This is a genomic window from Dyella sp. 01N36 (assembly GCF_056399745.1).
Genome location: NZ_JBFTRY010000018.1, coordinates 19,969 through 41,169 on the forward strand (window position 1 = coordinate 19,969; position 21,201 = coordinate 41,169).

The following is a 21,201-nucleotide window of genomic DNA, read 5'->3' on the forward strand; positions in this document are numbered from 1 at the left end:
ACGTGGCAAACGAGCATACGGATCGACTGGCGGGGACACCGGCGGTGCCGTTTCTGGCGGCCGATATCGGCGGCACGCATGCGCGTGTTGCGCTGATGCGCGCCGGTCCGGGCGGCATTCGCGGGGTGGAGACGCTCGCTTACCGCGTGTATGCCTGCGCCGACTTCCCCGTGCTGTCAGACCTGCTGCAAGCCTTTGTCGACGCCGAGGTGCATGCCCCGGTCAAGCACTGCGTGCTCGCTTGCGCGGGCCAGATCATGGGCAACGAGGTGGTCAACGACAACCTGCCCTGGCCCATCCACCTGGCCCAGCTGCATCAGGCGCTGGGCCTGGACGAGGTGGCCGTACTCAACGACTTCGAAGCCCTGGCCTATGCGCTCGATGGTTCGCTCGCCGAAGGCGGCCGCCATCTGTGCGGGCCCGACGCGCACGCCAGCGGAACGACCTTGGTGATCGGACCGGGCACCGGCCTTGGCGCGGCGGTGCATGTTCCCGGCCCGGCCGGCGGCCTGGTGCTGGCGACGGAAGCCGGCCAGATGGATTTCGCGCCGAACGCGGTGCGCGAGCGCGAGGTGCTCGCGACGCTGGCGCCAGAAGGCGGCTATGTGCCGTTTGAACACATCGTGTCTGGCCCGGGCCTGCTGTCGCTCTACGTCGCCTTGTGCACCTTGGACGGCGTGGCGCCGACGCTGGCTGCACCCGAGGCCATCACCACCGCGGCGCTTGCGCACAGCGACGCACAAGCGGTGGAGGCGGTGGAGATTTTCTGTGCCTCGCTGGGCAGTTTTGCCGGCAATCTGGCGATGGCCTTCATGGCCAGCGGCGGCGTGTATCTGGCCGGCGGCTTCCTGTCGTCCATCTTCGAGCTGCTCAAGCGCAGCGCGTTCGAGCAACGATTCCTGCACGGCCGCAGTGCGCGTGCGCTGCTGTCGCAAGTACCGGTGTGGGTCACCGAGCACGGCCACCATGGCGTGCATGGCGCGGCCCAGTGGTACCTCAGGCGTGGCATGTCGGACGCCGCAGCTCCACGGCAGGCTGCGACAGGTGGTGGCGCATGAGCCGCGTTGCGACAGCGAACATCCTCTGCTGCCTGGCCATCGCATGGATGGCGGCAACGAGCGCGGCCATCGCCGCGCCTGTGGTTCCCAGCTGGTCATTGTTGCCGCAGCCGGCGAAGGCCAGCCCTGCAGGCTCGGGCGCGGTGGACATCGCCGATGGTGCCGTGGTGCTGGTGCGCGGTGAAGAACGGCAACAAGTGCAGTCCATCGCCGATCGCTTCCTGCAACAGGTGGCCGCAACCAACGGATTGCACCTGCGCATGGCGACGTCGGACGCACCGCATCCCGCCATCGCATTCGATGTGAATCCGCATGCCGATGTTGCCGACGAATCCGGTTACCGCATCACCGTGGACGACGGCGGCATCGTGGTCACGTCACGAACGGCGCGCGGCGCATTTTACGGCAGTGTCACCCTGGGCCAATTGCTGACGCCATCGGGATGGGCGCGTGGCGCCCCGGTCAAAGTGGCCAGCGGCGTGATCGACGATCACCCGCGCTTCGCCTGGCGCGCACTGCTGCTCGACTCGGGGCGGCACTACCAGAGCGTGGCCGAGATCAAGCAGCTGATCGACTGGATGTCGCTGCATAAGTTGAACGTGTTGCTGTGGCACCTCACCGAAGACCAGGGCTGGCGCCTGGAAATCACCAAGTATCCCGAGCTCACCAAGATCGGCGCCTGCCGCAAGGCGGTGGGCCTGGACAGCGAACTGACCGGCTCCCCCGAAAAGCCTTATTGCGGCTACTACACGCAAGAACAGGCGCGCGAGATCGTGCGCTACGCCGCCGAGCGCTTTGTCGATGTGGTGCCTGAAATCGATCTTCCCGGCCATTCGCAGGCAGCCGTCGCGACCTATCCGTGGCTGGGCGTCACCGGCAAGCGACCTGAAGTGTGGACCGACTGGGGCGTCAGCCCGTGGCTGCTCAAGCCCGATGCAAAGACCCTGCAGTTTGTCGATGACGTGCTCGACGAGGTCATGCAGCTGTTCCCTTCGCGCTACATCTCCATCGGTGGCGACGAAGCGGACAAGCAGCAGTGGAACGCATCGCCCGAAGTGCGCGCGCAGATGCACAAGCTGGGCCTGGCGAACATGGACCAGCTGCAGGGCTGGTTTATCCAGCAGGTCGCCGCGCATCTGGTCGAGCACGGGCGCACGCCGGTGGGCTGGGATGACCAGCTGGCCACCGGCGAGAAGCTGCCGGCCTCGGAAGTGGTGATGTCATGGCATGGCGATCACAACGAACGCGTGGCGCTTACGGCCATCCGGCAAGGTCACAACGTGATCATGACGCCGCAGGAATCGCTGTACCTCRACCATGTTCAATCCGATCTGCCTGATGAATGGCCGGGTCCGCCTCCCGCAGCAACGTTGCGGCAGGCCTATGACACGATCGTGATTCCTAAGGGCGCGAGCGCGACTGAGGCGAAGCGCATCATCGGTGTGCAGGTGAGCCTGTGGGCTGAGCAGATGCCCACCTTCGCCCACGACCAACATGCCATCTTCCCGCGCATCGCCGCGTTGGCGGAACTGGGCTGGTCGCCCGCAAGCACGCACGACTGGAACAGCTTTCTGCAGCGCCTGCCGGCAGAACTGGCGCGTTATCGCGCGCTCGGCATTGCGTATGCCGACAGCGCATTTGCACCTGCTTTCCAGGTGACCGCCGCGGCCAACGGCGCATTCCGTGTCGAGCTGTCCAATCAGGTGCAGTTCGGCACCATCCGTTACACGACGGACGGCTCCGACCCGACCGCTCAATCCGCAGCCTATGCGCAACCACTCACGTTGCCGGCAAACACGAACCTGCGCGCCGCGACCTTTGCAGCGGACGGCTTCGAACTTGCCACGCCGCGCACACAGGCGCTCGATGCATCCACCCTGCTGAGCCGCGATGGCAGCGCGCTCGCGACCTGTTCCAGGCAGCCCGCCTCGCGCCTCGACGGCAGCAAGCCGACGCAGGGAACAAGGCCGGTCTATTCCGTCGATATCGGCAACGCGTGCTGGCTATGGCCACAAGCGCCGCTGGCTGGCGCCAAGCAGGTCTCGCTCATCGTCGAGCGCATCAGCTGGCGTTTCGGCGATGAGGCCAAAGACGCGGTGATGCGCCAGAAGATCAGCGCCGCGGGTGAAATCGAGATCCATGCCGACACGTGCACGGGTCCGCTGTTGGCTCGCCTGCCGCTGCAGAGCGCGGCGCAGCCAACGGGGCAAATTCGACTTGAAGCACCACTTGCCACGCCGGCGGGGGCCGGYGTTCGCAACGTATGCGTTTTCGCCACCGGCGATCCACGCGATGGACAGTGGGCGCTGGCGCGTATCGCGTTTTCGAAGTGAGCAGTAAGCGGGGCATGCGCCCCGTGCAGTAGCACTGAGCATTGGCTTTGGCTGGGGAGCCAAAGTCGGGGACAACGAAAGATGGCATCACGACGGCGTGCGTACCCGCAGGCACCGCCGGGCTACGCGCATTTTGAAATACCACGGAGCAACCGAGGTTCGACAGGCAACACCAACGAGGTCAACGCCCATGTCCACCGTACTTCGCAAACATCCATTGTCATTTGCCATCACCGTGTCGCTGTTCGCCGTCGTGTCGACGTCAGCTGCAGCCTCGACCTTCGTCGATCTCCAGCAGGACGGCCAGGCTGCGCAGACCACGACCACGCAGACGCCGCCGCCGTCGCCTGACGCCAAGAAAACCGACGCCAGGAAAGCCGACGGCACTGACGCGCAGAAGAACGCGGTCAACCTGTCGGCCGTGAATGTGTCAGGCGTACGTGCCTCGCAGATGCGCGCGATCGACCTGAAACGCGATGCCGCGAACATTCAGGACAGCATCACCGCGGAGAACATCGGCGCCCTGCCCGACACCACCATCACCGACTCGCTGCAGCGCGTCACCGGCGTGCAGATCAACCGCGATGCGGGCGTGGGTACCTCAGTGGACGTGCGCGGCCTGCCGCAGGTCGGCACCATGTTGAACGGCGAAGTATTCATTACAGCCGACCAGATCGACTCGCAGCAGCCTGACTTCACCATGCTGCCGTCGACCTTGTTCCACGGCGTGGACGTGATCAAATCCCCGACGGCCAGCACCACCGACGGCGGCATCAGCGGCGCCATCGATCTGCATACGTACCGGCCGTGGGATCTCCCCAGCGGCTTTACTTACAGCTATTCGGCCAATGGCGAACGCGGCAGCACCACCCAACACACGGGGCCTGAAGCCAACGGCCTCATTTCGTACAACGACGACGGTCACTGGGGCCTGCTGATCTCCGGCGACTTCTCCAACACGCGCCGCATGAATGCCACCGAAGGCCTGGACCAGTACGGCGTGGTGCTCAACGGCGAGAACGCCGCCAGTGCCGGCGGCTACAACGGCTTCCTGACGCCGTGGAACGGGGCACCGATTCCGTCCAAGATCGTGCAGAACGCCGACGGCAGCGTGGACGTCAACGGCGACGGGAAGTCCAACGGCGTATTCATGGGCAGCCAGGACATCGGCCTCAACGACATCATCACCCAGCGCAAGCGCAAGTCGGGCAACGCGTCGTTCCAGTTTGACTTCGGCAGCGGCTTCACCGGCACCGCCGACTACTTCTATTCGTCGCAGCGCGAGTACGACCGCAACGTCGGCATCCAGTTCAACTCCACCAACTGGCAGGGCGCCACGTACGTTCCGCTGCAGTCGCGCAATACCGGAGCACCCGCGCTGGGCTCGTACGGCACGCCGGAACCGGGCTGGGAAGGTTCGCAGTACTACACCACCCAGCAGTACGAAAAGTGGCCCGGTGACGTGGAGTCTTACTCGCAGATCATCCAGAAGAGTTCCGTTGCAAGAAACCTGAACCTGCAGCTGGATTACGACAACGGCGGCCCGTTTACGGCGAGCGTGCGCGGTATCCGCGACACGGCCTCGCAGTCGTTCCAGGAATCGGACGTCAATATCTCCGACTCCGACGGCGCGCTCTGGCCCAACGTGTTGATGGACGGCGTGGATCCCGACTCGGTGCCTCCGGGCACCATGGTCTATCCCGCGCAGTTGGGCGGCAACCGCGTGTTCAACGCCAACGGGATTCCGCAAAACACCATACCGATCATCGCCAACTTCAATGGCCGCTATATCAAGATCGATGTGCCGCCGTCGCTGGCCGCCAACTTTGCCAACCCTGCCGACTGGACGATGAAGACCCTCGAATCGTCGGGCGACTACAACCGAAAGGTCGCCCTCAACGCCTTGCGCTTCGACGGCAAGTACGATTTCCAGGACGGCTTCAAACTGGAATTCGGCATCCGCAACAGCATCCGCAGCGCCGACAACGAAGGCTGGACGCTGGAGGCGCCGGTCTACGCCGGCATGGGCGCCAGCGATCCCGCGGGATGCCTGGTGCGTTACGTCGGCGCCGACGTGGTGTTGAACAGCGGCTCGTGTACCGCCGGCAATGACCAGGGTTATTTCCGCGCCGGACCGCTGTCGGCCATCTCGATGCCCAACACCGCCGCGCCGCTGGCCAACAACTTCAAGCAGTACAACAACCTGCTCGGCTCGGGCATCAACTTCTGGGCGATCGACCCCAATGCGATGGTCAACCCCATTGCCTACTGGAACTCGCTCTATCCGGGCACCCAGCAGGTGGCTGAGCCCGGCACCACCTGGGCCGTGCGCCTGAAGGAGCTGTCGGGCTACCTGCAGGGCGATTTCAACGGCACGATCTGGGACATGCCATACAGCGGCAACATCGGCGTGCGCCTGATCCACACCAACCTCGATGTGACCCAGCACCTCAGCGGCGACCCGGGCGCCTACGGCGACGAACCGGAAGATGTGGGAACGGCGACGACCAAGCGCAGCTACCAGGACGTGCTGCCCTCGGCCAACTTCGCGCTGGACGTGACCGACAGCTTCAAGGTTCGACTGGCCTACTCCAAGAACATGATGCCGCTGGACCTGAGCACCTGGGGCGGTGGCCTTCAGCTCAACTACTCGCTGGCAGAAACGCCGCAAGGACCAATCTTCCGCGTAGCCAACGGCACGTCCACGGGCAACCCGAACCTCAACCCATGGCGTTCGACCAACTTTGGTGCCTCGGCCGAGTACTACATCAACGAAACCAGCATGCTCAGCCTGGCGCTGTTCCGCATCAACGTGGACAGCTTCATCAAGAACGGCAGCGTGACCAACTGTACGCTGCCCGACGAAGACGGCGTGGTGCGCGATCACTGCATCGTGATCACCCAGCCAGTGCAGGGTACGGGCAACTCCATCCACGGCGCCGAGTTCGACTACCGCCAGGGCTTCACCTTCCTGCCGAGCTTCCTGTCGAAGACGGGTATGGAAATCAATGCCACGTATGCGCCCAGCAACTCGGGCGAAACGGATCTGGCCGGCAAGAAGATCCCGTTCCAGGACAACTCCACCAAGTCTGGCAACTTCATCCTGTGGTATCAGGACGAGCATTTCCAGGCGCGCCTTGCCTACAACTACCGTTCGCGGCGCGCGGTGATGGACAGCGTGGGCGGCATCACCGGCCTGGAAATGTACGAGGCGCCACAGAAGTACCTGGATGCATCGATCTCGTACAAGTTCAGCAAGTACGCCGAAGTGTTCCTGGACGGTACCAACCTCACCAACGAGTATCAGAAGTACTACCTGGTGTGGCCCGACCAGCCCGGCCACTCGACGTTCTCCGAGCGCAGTTTCATGCTGGGCGTGCGAGGCCAGTGGTAAGGGAAGCGGCATGAYGACGATCCCACTCCTGCCCTCGCGGGAGTGGGATCGCTGCAGGGCTTCATGCCATAGCTACAGGTTCGTTCTTCCGGGTGGCTTCACCGACGCCCCGTTCGTCACTCCGTTTCCACAAGGCAAGCATGCAGGATTCCAGCGCGCCCAAGTCCGTTCGCGACAACGCCTTCCATCGCTCCATCGGCGTGTTCTCGGGAACGGCAATCAACATGACCCAGATGTGCGGCATCGGGCCGTTCATCACCATTCCCATCATGGTCGCCACCATGGGCGGCCCGCAGGCCATCATTGGCTGGATCGTCGGCGCCATCCTGGCGATGGCCGATGGGCTGGTGTGGGCCGAACTCGGCGCCGCCATGCCCGGTTCCGGCGGCACCTATGTCTACCTGCGCGAGGCGTTCCAGTACCGCACCGGCAAACTGATGCCGTTCCTGTTTATCTGGACCATGCTGCTGGCCATTCCCTTGTTGATGTCCACCGGCATCATCGGCATGGCGGAATATCTGGGCTTCTTCTTTCCAAACCTGGGCTGGTGGCCGGTGCATCTGATCGGCGTGGCAGCCACCGCGCTGGTCACGTGGATGCTCTATCGCCGCATCGAGTCGGTGCGTGCGATCACCATCGCGCTGTGGGTGATCATGCTGGTGTCGGTGGTCGGCGTGACCGCGGCGGGCTTCTCGCACTTCCATGCGAGTTACGCGTTCGACTTCCCTGCCGATGCGTTCGGCGGCCACTTCTTCGTGGGCCTGGGCGCGGGACTGATCATCGGCATCTACGATTATCTGGGCTACAACACCACCGCCTATATCGGCGATGAGTTGCGCGATCCGGGCCGCACCATGCCCCGCTCCATCATCATCTCGGTGATCGCGATGATGGTGGTCTACCTGCTGCTCAATATCAGCGTGCTTGGCGTGGCGCCGTGGCAGGAGATCGCGCAGTCCAAGTCGGTGGCCTCGCTGGTGGTGGAACGCAGCTGGGGCCATCTGGCCGCCGCCGTGATGACCGTACTGATCATCGTGACTGCGTTTGCCTCGGTATTCACCGGCCTGCTCGGCGGCTCACGCGTGCCGTTCGAGKCGGCGCGGGACAAGGTGTTCCTGTCCGTGTTCGCACGACTGCATGCAAAACACGGCTTCCCGCACGTCGCGCTCCTGACGATGGGCGTGGTCACGGCGATCGGCACGTTCTTCGACCTCACCGAGGTCATCAATATGCTGCTGACTGCGATCATCATTGTGCAGTCCTTCGCGCAGATCGCCGCGCTGATCGTGCTGCGCAAGCGCCAGCCAAATCTCGAACGCCCGTACAAGCAATGGCTCTATCCCGTGCCCTGCATCATCGCGCAGTTCGGGTGGATCTATGTGTACCTCTCTGCCTCCACTCTTTCGCTGATCCTCTCCGGCGTGTGGATCGTCGCCGGCCTGGTGGTGTTTGCGATCTGGGCGCGACTCAATCAATCCTGGCCATTTGCGCCGGTGGAAATACGCGAAACCTATCTTGGGAAACCCTGACGTCATGCAAACTCCAGCCAGGCACACGCTGTGGATGATGGTCGCGATGGCGGCATCGGCCGCCTCGGTGGTACACGCCCAGGCGACCTACGTCCCCACCACGGTCGCCGCCGATGCGGGGTCCGTCACTTCAATCGCTCACTGGCAAATCCAGGACAGCGCGAAGGCGCAGCAAGCGGGCGCCGAGATCTCCTTGGCGGGTTACTCCACCAAGGAGTGGTACCCGGTGAGCGGCCGCGCGACCGTCATGGCCGGCTTGCTCGAGAACCACACGTTCAAGAACGATGTCTTCTACAGCGACAACATGCGCGCGGTGCAGGTGCCCGATTCCAGTGGCAACCTGTTCGTGACGCCGTGGTGGTATCGCACGCAGTTCACGCTGTCCAAGGACCTGGGTCAAAAGCACACGATGCTGCATACCAACGGCATCATCGCGAGCGCCGACCTGTGGGTGAACGGGCATCAGGTGGTCGACCACGCCGAGCTCGCCGGTGCCTATCCCGTGCACGACTTCGACGTGACGCGCTGGGTCCACGCCGGCGCCAACGTGCTCGCCATGCGCGTGCACCCGGCCGATCCGAGAACGAGCCTGTCGATCGGCTGGGTGGACTGGAACCCCACCCCGCCGGACAACAACATGGGGCCCTGGCGCGGCGTGGATATCGCGCAGACCGGACCCGTCGCGTTGAGCTCTCCGCACGTGCAATCGACGCTTTCGCCCGATCTGGCGCACGCCACGCTGGCCGTGAAAGTCAGCGCGAAGAACCTCGATACGGCGGCGCATGACGCGACGATTACCGGCACCGTGGCTGGCATTCCCATCCAGCAGACCGTGCATCTCGCGCCGGGACAAACGCAGGACGTATCACTCTCGTCCAGCACCACGCCGGGACTCGCACTGGATCACCCGAAGATCTGGTGGCCCGTCGGCATGGGCGACCATCCGCTTTACCAACTGGAGATGAGCGCCGCCGTCGATGGCGCAACCTCCGACCGCGCCACGGCAAGTTTCGGCATACGCAGCGTCAGTTCCAACCTGACCAAGCAGGGTTATCGCCAGTTCTTCATCAATGGCAAACCCCTGCTGATCCGCGGCGGCGGCTGGGCCCCGGACATGTTTCTGCGCGACGACCCCGCGCGCATGGAGGCCGAGTTCAACTATGTGCTCAATCTTGGCCTCAACACCATCCGCAGCGAAGGCAAGCTGGAGAACCAGCGTTTCTACGATCTCGCCGACCAGCACGGCATCTTGATACTCGCTGGCTGGGAGTGCTGCGACAAATGGGAATCGGCCGCCAAGACCGGCGGCTCGCCCTGGACGGCCGCTGATATGAAAGTGGCGGAAGACTCCATGGCCAGCGAGGCACGCCTGCTGCGCAACCATCCCTCGGTGATCGGCTTCCTGATCGGCAGCGACAATGCGCCCCCGCCGCCGATCGCCAAGATGTATGTCGACACGCTGCGCGCGGCGGATTGGTCCTTGCCCATCATCTCGGCGGCCGTCCCGCAGGGCACCGCCGATGCTGGTCCGTCCGGCCTGAAGATGGCCGGCCCGTACGACTGGATACCGCCGTCGTATTGGTACGCCGACAAATTGGGCGGCGCGTTCGGCTTCGATTCGGAAGTCAGCGCGGGTGCCGATATCCCGCGACTGGAAGACGTGCAGCGCATGCTGTCGCCGCAGGAGCAGGAGGCGCTGTGGAAATATCCGGAGCAGAGGCAATACCACGCCTCCGCGGACTGGTCGACGTTCGCCGTGCTCACGCCGTTCGACAACGCGCTGGCCAAGCGGTACGGCGCGCCCACGAGTCTTGCCGACTATGTTGCCAAGGCCCAGCTCGACAACTACGACAACGTGCGTGCCCAGTTCGAAGCGTTCAACGCGCACATGGATGCCGCCAATCCATCGACCGGCGTCATCTACTGGATGCTCAACAACGCGTGGCCTTCACTGCACTGGCATCTGTACGACTACTACATGAATCCCGCCGGCGCGTATTTCGGCGCCAAGAAGGCCAACGAGCTGGTGCATATCCAGTATTCGTACGACTCCAAGGCCATCGTGCTGGTGAATCAGACGCTGGATGATGTCCACGGACTGCAGGCGAACATCCGCTTACGCAACCTGGATGGCAGCGTGCGCTTCGAGAAGCACCTGCAAGACATCGACCTGGCGGGGAATCACACGCACCAGCTGGCGACACTGCCCGCGATCGCCAACCTCTCTCCCACCTACTTCATCGAGCTCGAACTTGCCGCTGCCGACGGCAAGCCGGTGAGCCGCAATGTCTACTGGCTGTCCACCCGGGCGGACGTACTCGACTGGGCGAAATCGAACTGGTATCTCACCCCGCTGACGCAGTATGGGGATCTGACCGCACTGCAGTCCTTGCCGGCCGCGACCAGCGAGATCCACGCCACCACCACGCGCGACGGCAAGGACGAGGTCACCACGATCACCCTGTCGGTGCCTGCATCGTCCAAGGCCGTGGCGCTGTTCCAGCACGTGTCGATCCGGCGTGGCGCGCATGGCGATCTTGCGCTGCCGATACGCTGGAATGACAATGACGTCACGCTCTGGCCCGGCGAGTCGATCGTGCTGACCGCGCGCTATGCATCGCAGGAAACTGTCGTACCGGTGGTCGAAGTGAGTGGATGGAACGTTCCCGCTCAAAGCGTTCCGGCTGCCATCACGCAGGGAGCAGTTCATTGAAGACGCAAAGGCTTTCATGTCGCGTGTGACCATCAACGACGTCGCCCGTGCCTCGGACACGTCGAAGAAGACCGTATCGCGCGTGCTGAACAACGAGCCGAATGTGCGCGATTCGGTACGCGACCGCGTGCTCGCCGCCGTCGCCGAACTCAACTACCGGCCGCTCACCTCGGCACGCAGCCTGGCGACGAATCGCTCATTCATGATCGGCCTGCTCTACGACAACTTGTCGCCGAGCTACATCATGGAAGTCCAGGCCGGCGTGCTGGAGGCCTGCGAGGCACGGCAATACAGCATGATGGTGCAGCCGCTGGTGTCGACGGCGCCCGATTTCGTCGAGCGCGTCGAGAGCATTCTTTCGCGGCACCAACCCGATGGGCTGATCCTGACGCCGCCCATCACCGATCATGCAAAGCTGCTCGACCATCTGCGCAAGCACGACCTGCCGTTTGCCTCGATCGCGCCGCGGCAACCCAAGGGCTGCATCGGCGTGATGCTGCGCGAGCGTGAAGCGGCGGCGGCGATGGTGGATCACCTGGTGGCCCTGGGCCATCGTCGCATCGCACACATCATCGGCGATCCCAAGCACGGCGCAGGCATCTGGCGCCTCGCCGGCTTCCGCGATGGCATGAAGCGCGCAGGCCTGGAGGAGAACCCGGCGTATATGGTGCAGGGCCAGTTTTCCTTCGAGTCCGGCGTGGCTGCAGCTCGCCGACTGCTCAAGCTCAAGCATCGGCCCACCGCCATTTTCGCGGCCGACGATGACATGGCCGTTGGTGCGATCTGGGCCGCGGCGGAGGCCGGGGTGTCGGTGCCCGGCGATATCTCCATCTGCGGCTTCGACGACACCACGATCGCGACACAGGTGTGGCCGCTGCTGACCACGGTCCACCAACCCGTACGCGACATGGGCAAGCGCGCCACTGAGGAGCTGCTGCTGCGTGTACTGGGCAAGGGAGAAGCCCGCATGGTCGAAGTCGGCTACGAGATGCGCATGCGCGCGTCGACGGCGCGCGCGCCCTGAATCGGGCACTATCCAGCAGAACCAGGCCAACGATCGAGAGGATCACCCGCATGCCAGCTACGCCAGACGCCAGCAACCCGCCGCGGAAGTTCCAATTCATTTCCGGGTTGCCGCGCGCCGGCACCACCCTGCTGGCCGCCATCCTCAATCAGAACCCGCGTTTTCGCGCCGGCATGACCAGCCCGCTGGCCGACATCATGGGCGTGGTGATCGCCGAGGCGAGCAGCAAGAACGATTTCTCCTTCGATGTCTCCGACGAGCAGCGCGTTGCGGTATTGCGCGGGCTGGTCGAGAACTTCTACTCGGTTGAAGGCGGCGCCGAGGTGGTGTTCGACACCAGCCGGCTGTGGTGCAGCCGCATGCAACTGCTCAACACGCTGTTCCCAGGCGTGAAGGTCGTCGCCTGCGTGCGCCAGCTGGCCTGGGTGCTGGACAGCATGGAGCGGCTGGTGCGCCGCCAACCGGTCAGTGTCAGCAAAGTGTTCCGTTTCGACACCAACACCACCGTGTACTCGCGCGTCGAAGCCTTGACTGATCCGCGCGGCATGGTCGGCTTCGCCTACCAGGCCACCAAGGAGGCTTTCTACGGCGAATACGCGCACGACCACCTGATGCTGCTGACCTACGAAAGCCTGGTGCGCGACCCCGCCGCCGCCGTGCGCGCGGTCTATCAATTCCTCGGCGAACCCTGGTTCGAACACGACTTCGACCACATCCAGTACAACGCCGACGAATTCGACGCCCGCGTCGGCATGCCCGGCCTGCATTCCGTCCGTCCGAAAGTGGAATCGGTGGAACGCCAGCCCATCCTGCCGCGCGAGATCTTCGGACGCTTCGCCAATGAGGCCTTCTGGATGGATCCGAAAAACAACGTCAACCAGGTGACCATTGTGTAACTGGGCGACAGCGACCCCACGAACAAAGGCCGCTTGCGCGGCCTTTGTCGTTGCTGCGAGAGGTCAATCGCTCAGGGCGCGGCGGCGTCGGCGCGCTGGAACGCATCAGGACGGCAGTACAGGATGAGGAAGGACGCCAACAAGCCGAGCCGCAACAGCGGCGGAATAATGGTTACCAGGGCGGCTATCAAAAACACGGCCAACATGATCCACGCCCTGTACCACTGCCATCGTTGCGATCGCGGATCGATGCCGTCCGGCAGGTGAGAAAAACTTTCCCGCATCAACACCATGTACGTGCCCTGCACCAGAAAAAACACCAGGGCGTAGAGCGTCAGCGGGAATGACGCCATCTCGCTTTCGGCCAGCCAGGCGGTGGTAAAGGGAATGAAGGAAATCGCAAACAGATTGGCGAAGTTCGCCAGGGCCAGGGTGCCCGTCAGATACTGCGCGTAACGAAGCGTCGCATGATGATTCAACCAGACGACGGCAATGAAGGCATAGCTCACCGCGTAACTGACCAGATCGGGCCACAGGCTGATCAATGCGGGAAGATCGTGACCGGCGGGCGCCTTGAACGCCAGAACCATCACCGTGATGATGACGGCAAAAATGCCGTCGGAAAGCGCATAAAAGCGCGCCAGCCGTTCTTTGCTCTTGGTCATGATGTCACCCAGCGACGGGTTGGTGTGGCCACTGCCGTTTCAGCTGCCGACCCCGCTTCGGGTTGCAGGCGGGCCCTATAAGGTTGCATGCAGCGCCCACTGCTCAGCAAGCTCGCCTGGCAGGTCTGCCCGAGGTCGACGAAGCGCCCGAAACGCTCCCTGGCATGACCCAATCCCCCTTATGTCCGATTGGCCTGGCAGCCCAAGGCAGCTTAAGGTTTAGCCAAGGTCACGATCGGGCTTATGGCAACGGGACCAAACGCAAATTTTCAGCGGCAAAAGTCCCGTAAGGTTTCAGCTCGCAGGACTGCGCTCAGAGGTCGGGGGGATGGGCGATGAACACGACGGTCGACTTTCACGCGATTCCGCGGGCCGCGGGTGGCCGCGCTCAAGGCGGAAGGGCAACCCAGGAAGATGACCTTATCTGCCTTCACGATTCGGCATCGTCCACCTGGCTGTTGGTGCTGGCCGATGGCATGGGTGGCGATGGCGCGGGCGAACTGGCCTCCCATGGCGTGATCCAGGCGACTCTTCGCCTGTGGGAGCAAGGTGCCTGGCGCTCCCTGCCGGGATCGCTCTTTCTCGAGACGCTTTGCCAGGAAGCGCATACCCAACTGCAGCAGCACGGCGAACATCTCGCAGCCGCGCAACCGCATTCCACCATCGTCGCGGCGCTCATTCGCGCCAGCCGGGTCTCGTGGGCACACGTCGGCGACAGTCGCCTTTATCGCTTTCGGGGAACGCGTCTGATCGGTCGCACCGAAGACCACAGCCTCGGGCAACTGAAATTGCAACGCGGGGAACTGACCGAAGGCGAGCTGGCCAACGATCCCGACCAGCATAAACTCCTGCGTGGACTGGGAGGGCCGCAACCTCCGGTCGTCGAACACGGCTTCGCTGAGCTGGACGGCGATCAGACTTTTGTCCTTTGCAGCGATGGGGTATGGGAGCAACTCACGACCGAGGAGCTGGCATCCCTCTCGCAGCGGCGTGACCAGCATGAGGCCTTGAAGGAAGCCTTGGCCACGGCGGTTGAGCGCGGCGGCCGCGACGGCGACAACGTCGCCCTGATTTTCGCCCACGCAAGCGGTGAAGGCCGCTTGCGGCGGTACCGGAACAAACTTTGGTCTGCGATGCAGCGTACCGTCGCCTTTGGGCAGCGAGCCGCTGAGCAGACCGCAACCAGAGATAGCGAAACATGAGCCTGGCTCGATCGACTGAAACCATGCACCCGATGCTTTGGCGTACGCTGCAGGTAGCGCTTTGCATGGCCCTGCTTGCCATGACCGGTTGCGCCCAGATCGGCAACCTCCGGTCCAAAGCGAGCAGCTCCGCCAACAGCAGCAGCGGCGCCGCGTCGCCGACGGCCAATCACGAGGCTGCAACCGGCGACAACGAGTCGCTTTCGTTGAATGCCATAACCAATACTTACTTTCTGCGCGGTCGCTACGCGGAAGGCGAGCAGAGCTTGCGGCAGTATCTGGCGAAATACCCGACCGACCACACGGCACAAATCCTGTTGCGGCAGCTCACGGTCGATCCGAACACGGCCCTTGGTAAACAGTCGCGCCCGTACGTCGTGCAAGCCGGGGACTCTTACGGCACATTGGCCGCTCGCAGCCTGGGGGATTCCGATCTATTCCTGCTGCTGGCTCGCTATAACGGGTCGACCAATCCCTCGTCGTTGCACGCGGGTGAGACCATCCGCCTGCCCCAATCGCCGTTGCGGGCCTCGTGGTCTTCGGATACGGCGCCGGCCAAAACCAATACGCCCAGTCGCAGCGCGGCGCCCACCGCGCCGGTCGCCACCACCGAAGCTGCACCCGCAGGCGAGTCGCCTGCCTCCAAGGCGCAACGCCTGCAACTGGAAAGTGTGGCCTTGTCGCAGCAGGGAAAGAACGCTCAGGCATTGACGCGACTGGACCAGGCGCTGACCATCGACCCGCATTTGAAGCCCGCAGGAAACCAGGCGCTGAGAGAGCAATTGGTCAGCTCCTATCACGAGCGCGCGGTAGTGCTGTATCGCGACCAGAAGCTCGACCAGGCGATTGCCTTGTGGGACCGCGTCCTCGCGATTGACCCCAACTACGAGCGCGCCGTGATCTACCGGGCGAGAGCCGTTGAACTGCAGCATCGCCTCAAGCAGCTGTAACGCGCGCCTCCCCGCCGCGTGGGTCTATCGATCCTCTTTGGCCGCTGACGGCGACATGACCACCGTTGGCTGCCTCGCCGGACTTGCCGCGACGGCAGGGGATGCCGAAGCATCGTTGCGATGCCGCGCCTCCAGGGCACTGCTCATCTGATTGAAGGCGACGAACAGGCGACCCAGTTCATCGTGGCGAACCAGGCGGATGCGCTGGCTGAAGTCGCCGCGGCCAACCTGCACCAGGGAATCCCCCAGCATGCCAAGCAAGGCCAGCGGCTGTCGGAACAGCCAATAAGCCGCGCCAACCAGCGCCATCAAGGTGATGACGAGCACCCCCACGATGACCCAGAACGTCGTGCGCTCGGCCTCGAGCAGGGGCGCCTTGCTGACGCCCAGGCGCAATTCGCCGACGGCCTTGGCCTGATAACGAATAGGCACGTCGAACAACAGCAAGTCATCGCCATGGGAGTCTGCATCGACGCGGCCAACGTAACGTTCCACCTCGCCGGCCAAGGTCTGCTTTTCGGCATCGAGCTTGGGCAATGTCCTGCCGACATCCCCCGGTTGCGTGCTCGCCACCACCGCGCCCTCTCGATTGGCAATGGCGAGGTATTGGATCTGCTGGTTGTTTGCGATGTCCTGCACCAGGGCCCGGGTGGCGGGGTCATCGCCCAGCAACAGGTTCTCGGCTGCCTCACTTGCGACCATGCGACCCAGCGAACCGCCAAAGTCGGTGGCGAGCCCCGTTACCGCGCCATGCTGCTTGGCATAGATCACCGCCAGGCCCAGCAGCAGCACCAGGCATAGCGTGGCGCCCAGGGCGCCAATCCAACGCAGGCGCAGCGAGATGATGCGCGTGGCCAGCGGCGACTCATGCGATCGCTCGTGCTCCCGGCGCGCCAACCGCAGATCGTTGATGACTTCGGCGCCGCTCTGGTAACGCGCCTCGGGCGCCGGCGCGAGCAGAGTCCGCACGATGCCCGCGAGCATCGACGGTATCGTCGGATCGACGGGYACCATCGCAGGTAATGGCTGACGCTGCCGCTCCCTGATCAGGCGCTTGAGATCGTCGGTTTCCGGCCATGGCAATTTGCCGGTGAGCAGCCAGTACAGCACGACGCCAAGCGAAAAAAGGTCGCTGCGTGCATCGGCACGCTCGCCACGCAAGCGTTCCGGCGCCATATAGGCGGGCGTACCGCCGATCTGCCTGGCCTGGCCTTGCCTGATGCTGTTGACGGGTCTGCGCTCGGCGATGCCAAAGTCACTGAGCTTGGCGCAATGCCAATTCTCCGAGAGCATGATGTTCTCAGGCTTGACGTCGTGATGGATGACGCCCTGCCCGTGCGCATAGTCCAGCGCCGATGCCACTTGTGACGCCAGCTCGATGATCACCGCCAGCGGCGGCAATCCTTCTTGCGCGACGCGGCTTGCCAGCGTCTCGCCCGAAAGCCTTTCCATCGCGATGTATTTGCGGCCGTCGTCCGTTTCGCCGGTATCAAAGATCGTGACGATATTGGGATGCACCAGGTGGCCGGATGCGCGCGCCTCCCGCAAGAACCGAACCATCAATCTCGGGTCAGTCGCCACATTGCGATGCAGGCATTTGATCGCCACCGGCCGGTCGATGCCGGGATCAAAACCGGCGTACACCACCGCCATCGCGCCCTCGCCGAGCACACCGTCGATCCGGTAGCGCCCGATGGAGCGCGGTCGCATGCGCTCGACCGTACTCATGCGCTCAACAACCACCAGGCCGCACCGCCCAGCGCCGCCAGCACCACCACGGCCAGCGCGAACCGTCCGACGGGACCGAGCCTGGACGCGCCAGGCTCCCGCGTCAGAAACACAAACTCCGACTGTCCAAAACGAATGCGATCGCCATGCCGGATGGTGGCTTCGTGCACACGCTTGTTGTTGACGAACGTGCCATTGGTGGAGAGCGTGTTCATCACCACGTAATGGCCTTGCTGGTTCATCACCCACGCATGGGTCGAAGAAACGCTCGGGTCGCAGATGACGATATCGTTCTCGCCGCCCCGCCCGATGGTTTGCCGACCAGCTCGCAACGTAAAGCGACGCCCCTTGAGCGCCGCACTGGTGCCTTCGAGCACGGGCTCGTGGACGCTGACGCCGCCATCGGACGCAAAGCCTGCCTCGACGGCGAGCCGGCTCAGCTCGTCAGCGGAAAAAAGCCGCGTCCCCTGGGGGCCCGATGAGCGTTTCCCGGTGGCCGGCAATGAACTGTAGCTACGGTTTTCCATCAAGCGCCCAGGGGTGAAGTCAATCAGTCCATCATAGCCAAGCCATCGGTCGTTCCTGCGCAAACTTGACTGCTCATTCGCGCCAAAGCGGCCCTTTCGCGAGGCTGACACAGAAAAGGGACCAACCCGCCAACAACCACCGACACTCTCGTACCACCAAGTATTCGGGTAACGAGAAGCTCATCACAACGCATGAAAGGGGCCAATCGGCACCGCCTATTTTGATGAACCGGTGGTCGATTGCCTCGCGATTCCCGCCGCCTTGCCTGCGCCCCCCGTGATCGGGAACGCCCGCAATGGGCGACACGTCGGTTGCGCCGGGATAGTTCTCCGCCCTCGCCCGACCGCCTACTGGCCAGTCGTTCTACGTAGGCCTGAATAGTCCATCCGTGGGGTTTGTTCGAAATCCGGTATGGCGTACGCAGAGTCGCGTGCCCAGGAATCAAGCACTGCGCTTGTCCATCCTCGTCGTTGCGTCAGATCGATTTGAGGATGGAAGCGGACGTCCGCTAGCCGCCCCTGGCTAGATACAAGAACGTAGCGGGCGCATAAACAAGAGTCGCCAGACCAAGTGCACTGGCAGTCAGCACCGCCCACCTCAGTCGCTTTACCGTCGCCTCAATGTCCCCGGGGACGGGACTACGAAATAAGGGCTTCCAGTTGAGCGGACCGATGCCGTACAAGACCACATCCATGCGCGAGGCATAGAGCGCAGCAGCAAATTCCGGATGGGCCTTGGAGATGCCGCCCCGAGCCCTCCCTGCAACCAGCATCAAGTACCACCGGCTGACGATCGCCGCGAAGCCCAACGTCATGGCAGCAGTCAAGTTCATCAGTTCCCCTTTTTACCCGACGTGCCGAACTTCAGCAGGTCGCTGATGCCTGCTTCTGGTTGCGACCTCAACGGGTCGAAACGGACATTTGAGTCGAACATATCAGAGCAGTCGTTCGGACAGCACACGAAACGGGACGCTTGGAACGAGGAAGCAAAGAGGTTTTCCCGTAGCTCCCTTCCGAGGCAGGTTTCTCCCCTGCGTCCAGAAGCCGGACCGCTTCGCGCTTGAACTCTGCGGTGAATCGTTGGCGCTTGATGACGTTGTTGCCACGCACGACTTGCTCTGCGTCGATCCACCCTTGCTTGCGGGCCAGGGTGAGCAACAGCGCACCGCCGATCATCACGGCTGCGAGCTTGAGTCCGAACAGGATTTCTTTTTTCGCGCGCTGAAGTTGGGAGTTCTCGCTCATTCGTCGGCTCCTTCTCGAGTGGGTTTGTGCTCGGCCACGCCAGCAGCACTTGCTGGCGTGGGCTCTGCGGCGCCGATGCCGAACAGCTGGGTGAAGCCCAGCAGCGCGTCCTCCAGTACCGACAACTTCAACTGGTAGGTGATGCTGGTGCCGATCTTGTTGGCCTCGACCAGGTCAGCCTCGCGCAGCACCGCAAAATGCGCCGACATGGTCGGTCGAGACACCGGGAAATGGTCCGATAGCTCCCCGGCGGTCATCGGACGCTGACGGAGCAATTCCAGCACCTTGCGGCGGGTGGGATCGGCGAGGGCCTTGAAGACGCTGTTCATTCGTAGATATTTAGCCAAATATCGAAATAGTGCAAGTGCTGGCATTCGGCCTATGTTTTACCCGGGTACTATTGATCCGGACAAATATACCCGGGTATATTTGCTCGCCGACGCGCACCGTCGCGTTCCCATCAGGAGTCAGCGACATGACGTCGCCCGAACAGCTCACGCGCTATCTGGAACCCACGCAAGATGCCGGCCGCGCCTTCGTCATGCGGCAGCTGGAAGGCCAGGTAGTGATGCTCAATCTTCTGCGTTTCCGCGAAGTCGCGGACTACGCCGCTACACCGGAACTGGYGCCGCCATCGCCGATTACCGGCAAGGCCGCCTTTCAGCGTTATATCGAGCACACCCTGCCCTATTTGCTCCAATCCGGAGGAAACATCGAGTTCCTCGGCAAGGGCGGTGACTTTCTCATTGGACCGCCGGACGAGCGCTGGGACATGGCCATGCTTATTCGGCAACGCAGCGTCGAATCCTTTCTGGCCTTTGCGACGCACGAGGCCTATTTGTCCGGCTTGGGACATCGCACGGCGGCTATCGAAGATTCGCGCTTGCTTCCGCTGTCCGACATGACGCCTCCGCCTTTGCAGGCCGAGGGATGAGCAGCGCCTCGGCGCTCACCACGAAATCATTGCACTGCGATGGGCCACGCCTCGTCAGCGTGGCAGCCGCTCAGTCGACGCGATGGCTCAACGCATAGTCGATCGCCGCGCGCACGGCCGCCACCTGCGCATCGTTGCATTGCTGCGGCGTGGCGCGCGGGCTGTCGGGATAGACCTCGGTAGTGGTCGCATAGCGCGCGTTGGTGATGCCTGCGCACAGGCTCCACTGCTTCACCGGAAACTTGATCACGCCCGGCATCAGCAACGGCGATCCGATGATCTCGCCGCGTGCATCGGCGTCGGCAATGTGCGTCACCTTGGCGACCGCTTCGATGACGAACTGCTGGAACTCGGGCTGAGGACGATCGGTGTCGTCGACCAGATAGAAACCGTCAGGCACTTCACCAGGCTCGAACGGCTTGCCATCGCGCGATGCCAACGCCGGGCGAAATTCCGACTCGTCCGAATCGGTGGTTTCGTGCAAATCGATATGCATCAGCGCGCGATCGCGCAGTGGCTCCAGCAGATCAACCAGCGCCGCCGATTCGCCGGCGGGGCTGTGCTTGCGGAAATTGCGATTGGGATCGAGCGCCTCGGGATTCCAGCGATGAATGCGCTCGTAGGCCCACGGACTCACACAAGGCACCACCAACAAATTCGCCCGAGCGGCATAGTCGCGACCATGCTGCTGCAGGAACTGCAGCGCGCCATGCACGCCGCTCGTCTCGTAGCCATGCACGCCGCCCGTGACCAGCAACACCGGCAGATCCTCACGCCAGTCACGGCTGCGTACAGCCAGCAGCGGATAGTGTTCGGAGCCGTAATCCAGCGCCCCGTACTCCACCACGTCGAACGWCTCGCGCAGGCGCTCGAGAACCCTCACCACATCATCCGCGTAACTGCGCTGCTTGCTCTGGCGTGCCAGCCACGCTGCACGTTCTGCCGCGCCCCAGGCCTGTCCGGGTGTACCGATGGGATAGAAATGCTGGGTGCTCATGCTGAT

The 21,201-nt window shown here is 63.3% G+C and carries 17 protein-coding genes; 10 read left to right on the top strand and 7 right to left on the bottom strand.

The window, feature by feature from the left end; genetic code table 11:
* The first annotated feature begins 2 nt into the window (after positions 1 to 2).
* The 7 genes from AC1DMG_RS06480 to AC1DMG_RS06510 all read left to right on the top strand — a co-directional run bounded on the left by AC1DMG_RS06480 (position 3) and on the right by AC1DMG_RS06510 (position 12,947).
* Positions 3 to 1,058: a glucokinase gene (locus tag AC1DMG_RS06480; protein ID WP_477176419.1), complete on the top strand. Its 1,056-nt coding sequence runs from the start codon at positions 3 to 5 to the stop codon at positions 1,056 to 1,058.
* The gene (locus AC1DMG_RS06485; RefSeq protein ID WP_477180322.1) at positions 1,055 to 3,391 is read left to right on the top strand and encodes a beta-N-acetylhexosaminidase; all 2,337 of its coding nucleotides are present in this window, start codon (positions 1,055 to 1,057) and stop codon (positions 3,389 to 3,391) included. Before AC1DMG_RS06480 ends, AC1DMG_RS06485 begins: the two co-directional genes overlap by 4 nt.
* A gap of 190 nt (positions 3,392 to 3,581) precedes the next feature.
* Positions 3,582 to 6,785: a TonB-dependent receptor gene (locus AC1DMG_RS06490; RefSeq protein WP_477176417.1), complete on the top strand. Its 3,204-nt coding sequence runs from the start codon at positions 3,582 to 3,584 to the stop codon at positions 6,783 to 6,785.
* A gap of 140 nt (positions 6,786 to 6,925) precedes the next feature.
* Positions 6,926 to 8,314 carry an APC family permease gene (locus AC1DMG_RS06495; protein ID WP_477180323.1) on the top strand — a complete coding sequence of 463 codons (1,389 nt, stop codon included), beginning with the start codon at positions 6,926 to 6,928 and terminating at the stop codon, positions 8,312 to 8,314.
* Between the two features lie 4 nt (positions 8,315 to 8,318).
* Positions 8,319 to 11,027: a glycosyl hydrolase 2 galactose-binding domain-containing protein gene (locus tag AC1DMG_RS06500; RefSeq protein WP_477176415.1), complete on the top strand. Its 2,709-nt coding sequence runs from the start codon at positions 8,319 to 8,321 to the stop codon at positions 11,025 to 11,027.
* Positions 11,028 to 11,043: 16 nt separating this feature from the next.
* Positions 11,044 to 12,051: a LacI family DNA-binding transcriptional regulator gene (locus AC1DMG_RS06505; RefSeq protein WP_441603614.1), complete on the top strand. Its 1,008-nt coding sequence runs from the start codon at positions 11,044 to 11,046 to the stop codon at positions 12,049 to 12,051.
* Between the two features lie 50 nt (positions 12,052 to 12,101).
* Positions 12,102 to 12,947 carry a sulfotransferase family protein gene (locus AC1DMG_RS06510; RefSeq protein ID WP_477176414.1) on the top strand — a complete coding sequence of 282 codons (846 nt, stop codon included), beginning with the start codon at positions 12,102 to 12,104 and terminating at the stop codon, positions 12,945 to 12,947.
* Positions 12,948 to 13,018: 71 nt separating this feature from the next.
* On the opposite strand, the gene AC1DMG_RS06515 is transcribed toward AC1DMG_RS06510, so the two are convergent.
* Positions 13,019 to 13,612: a TMEM175 family protein gene (locus AC1DMG_RS06515; RefSeq protein ID WP_477176413.1), complete on the bottom strand. Its 594-nt coding sequence runs from the start codon at positions 13,610 to 13,612 to the stop codon at positions 13,019 to 13,021.
* A gap of 335 nt (positions 13,613 to 13,947) precedes the next feature.
* Here AC1DMG_RS06515 and AC1DMG_RS06520 point away from each other — a divergent pair, with 335 nt between their 5' ends.
* On the top strand, positions 13,948 to 14,814 hold the full coding sequence (locus AC1DMG_RS06520; RefSeq protein WP_477176412.1) for a PP2C family protein-serine/threonine phosphatase: 867 nt from the start codon (positions 13,948 to 13,950) through the stop codon (positions 14,812 to 14,814).
* Entirely contained in the window at positions 14,811 to 15,764 is a 954-nt protein-coding gene (locus tag AC1DMG_RS06525) for a LysM peptidoglycan-binding domain-containing protein (protein WP_477176411.1), read from the top strand. Before AC1DMG_RS06520 ends, AC1DMG_RS06525 begins: the two co-directional genes overlap by 4 nt.
* 24 nt (positions 15,765 to 15,788) lie before the next feature.
* Here the strand turns inward: AC1DMG_RS06525 and AC1DMG_RS06530 are convergent, their stop codons facing one another.
* From AC1DMG_RS06530 to AC1DMG_RS06550, 5 genes are all read right to left on the bottom strand, one after another.
* A complete protein-coding gene (locus AC1DMG_RS06530) occupies positions 15,789 to 17,492 on the bottom strand; it encodes a protein kinase domain-containing protein (RefSeq protein ID WP_477176410.1) in 1,704 nt (567 codons plus the stop codon).
* On the bottom strand, positions 17,489 to 18,019 hold the full coding sequence (locus tag AC1DMG_RS06535) for an FHA domain-containing protein (protein ID WP_477176409.1): 531 nt from the start codon (positions 18,017 to 18,019) through the stop codon (positions 17,489 to 17,491). Before AC1DMG_RS06535 ends, AC1DMG_RS06530 begins: the two co-directional genes overlap by 4 nt.
* Before the next feature lie 509 nt (positions 18,020 to 18,528).
* A complete protein-coding gene (locus AC1DMG_RS06540; protein ID WP_477176408.1) occupies positions 18,529 to 18,852 on the bottom strand; it encodes a hypothetical protein in 324 nt (107 codons plus the stop codon).
* A gap of 67 nt (positions 18,853 to 18,919) precedes the next feature.
* Positions 18,920 to 19,264: a hypothetical protein gene (locus tag AC1DMG_RS06545; protein WP_477180324.1), complete on the bottom strand. Its 345-nt coding sequence runs from the start codon at positions 19,262 to 19,264 to the stop codon at positions 18,920 to 18,922.
* Positions 19,261 to 19,593 carry an autorepressor SdpR family transcription factor gene (locus AC1DMG_RS06550; RefSeq protein ID WP_477176400.1) on the bottom strand — a complete coding sequence of 111 codons (333 nt, stop codon included), beginning with the start codon at positions 19,591 to 19,593 and terminating at the stop codon, positions 19,261 to 19,263. The genes AC1DMG_RS06545 and AC1DMG_RS06550 overlap by 4 nt, the downstream gene beginning before the upstream one ends.
* A gap of 146 nt (positions 19,594 to 19,739) precedes the next feature.
* Between AC1DMG_RS06550 and AC1DMG_RS06555 the strand changes: the two genes are divergently transcribed.
* Complete coding sequence (locus tag AC1DMG_RS06555) at positions 19,740 to 20,198, top strand: DUF1330 domain-containing protein (protein ID WP_477180325.1); 459 nt, start codon at positions 19,740 to 19,742, stop codon at positions 20,196 to 20,198.
* Between the two features lie 70 nt (positions 20,199 to 20,268).
* Here AC1DMG_RS06555 and AC1DMG_RS06560 read toward each other — a convergent pair whose 3' ends face one another.
* Positions 20,269 to 21,195, bottom strand: coding sequence for a M14 family metallopeptidase (locus AC1DMG_RS06560; protein WP_477180326.1), 927 nt, complete (start codon positions 21,193 to 21,195; stop codon positions 20,269 to 20,271).
* Positions 21,196 to 21,201: the final 6 nt, after the last annotated feature.